The sequence below is a fragment of the Natrinema hispanicum genome (assembly GCF_900111485.1).
In the GTDB taxonomy this organism is placed as follows: domain Archaea; phylum Halobacteriota; class Halobacteria; order Halobacteriales; family Natrialbaceae; genus Natrinema; species Natrinema hispanicum_A.
Window position 1 is genome coordinate 1 of the sequence record NZ_FOIC01000080.1, and the last position, 1,946, is coordinate 1,946.

General features: G+C 51.1%; 1 protein-coding gene. It reads left to right on the forward strand.

The genetic code is table 11. The features are described from left to right. The first annotated feature begins 81 nt into the window (after nucleotides 1-81). Entirely contained in the window at nucleotides 82-1,668 is a 1,587-nt protein-coding gene (locus BSG09_RS19985) for a S8 family peptidase (RefSeq protein ID WP_223174836.1), read from the forward strand. Nucleotides 1,669-1,946 lie beyond the last annotated feature (278 nt).

The following is a 1,946-nucleotide window of genomic DNA, read 5'->3' on the forward strand; positions in this document are numbered from 1 at the left end:
AGGAAGCGTTACGACACAACTCGATCGAGACTACTCACGAGGCCTACGCCGACGTCAAGATGAAGGACGTCTCCGATTCGATTGACGACGTTCGTAGCTGAGAACGAACTCGAGATACCTCTTGTTTTTCGATTCTGGAATGGATCCGTGATGTTCGTTGACGAACTATTCAAACAGTCAGCCAAAACAGCCATCACACTGCTGATGTTCGTTGGCTTACCAGATGCGAGCATAGACAGCTTTAGAACAGGGTCAAACTTTATACGACTTTGTAACACGACCGAACGTGTTGCTATCTACCATCTTATTGATTACAAAACATTTATTAATATCAGATATAGTCAAAATAACATGATGCCTGTCAACAGAAGGTCAGTAATTAGGAAAATTGGAGCGATTGGAACGACACTAACCTTCGCTGGGGTCGCGACGGCAAGCAGTGACCGTATCCGCTACATTGTGAGAACGAATGGGAATGTTAATAAAGAAATCCAGGATTTGGACTATGAAGTCCTGAGCGAACTCGCTGGTGGTAATATCCTCCTTATCGCAGGACCTGAAGAAACGACTAACGCCCTCACCGAAATTAATGGCGTTTCGAATGTCCTCCACGACTTCAATGTTGAGCTTGAGGAACCACCTCTTGAACAGAACGCCGATAGTAGCACGGAGAGGTCAGTCGATCAGGTGTATGAGCAGTTCCTCTGGGACAAGCAACTCCAGCAGGTTCGGGAAGCCCACGCATATGCAACAGGATCCGGGCGGACGGTCGCAGTCCTCGATACCGGTGTTGATAACACCCATCCTGATCTGGACGTTGATATCGAGAGAAGTGCAGTGATCATTGACGGCCAACCCGAGCCCTATGATGGTCCCCGTGGCGGTGATCATGCAACCCACGTCGCCGGAACCGTTGCTGGGACAGGCGCTGCCGGAATGCTTGGCACTGCGCCTGACACAACAATTGTTTCCGTACGCATACTCGGCCCAGAAACAGGCACGTGGGGAGATATCCTTGCAGCTATGGAATACGCCGCCGAGATCGGTGCTGATGCGGCGAATATGAGCGTCGGCACATATCCAATCCCGCCTCAAAGAAACGCCGTTCAATACCGCCGCTTGATGGAATCTGTCGCTAATAATGTCACACGCCAAGGGACATTACTTGTTGCTGCTGCTGGTAACAACAATACAAATCTTCAACAAGGTGGTCGCTTCACACTCCCAAATAGTCTTGCAGGGGTGATAAGCGTTAGCGCAAGTACGCCAAGCGACCATTTGAGTTTCTACTCGAACTACGGAACTAATGAAATTGACATCGGTGCTCCCGGCGGCGGGTACGAAACTCCAGAAAAAACGCTTACCACTGATCCTGAAGAAGTGGCGTTGCCGTATCCACGCAATTTGATTTACTCAACGCTTCCAGTGTCCGACGACGGTGAGGCGCGCTACGGGTGGAAGATTGGCACCTCAATGGCTGCCCCACAGGTAGCTGGTCTCGTAGCACTCGTGAGGGAGATAGCCCCTAATGCAAACGCTAAACAGGTCCAGAACGTGATTCAGCAATCCGCTGAGGGCGACTCTGGTTATGGCGACCCTGAATTTGGTGCCGGACAGACAAACGCCTTAGCAGCTGTTGAAGAGATGAGTGATAATGGGGGCACTTGAAAATCGATATCACCATCTCGAGTTACTCAACTCGGAGGGACGGATCATCGGCGGCGTCACACCCGTAGTGACCTGAACCGACACTGCGGAGGTGTGAGAGATACGGTTTCAGGGTAGTTTAGACGCTGGCGGACAGTTTCGTGAGAGATCGACTCGATTCCCTGTCGGGTTTGCGTCCGTACTCCCGGTCGAGCTTGAGACAAGAAATCGGTCGCGTCGCAAACTCAGTACCTCACAAAGCATCGCCAGTTAGCCTGACCTGAGTCACCTGTTCTGTC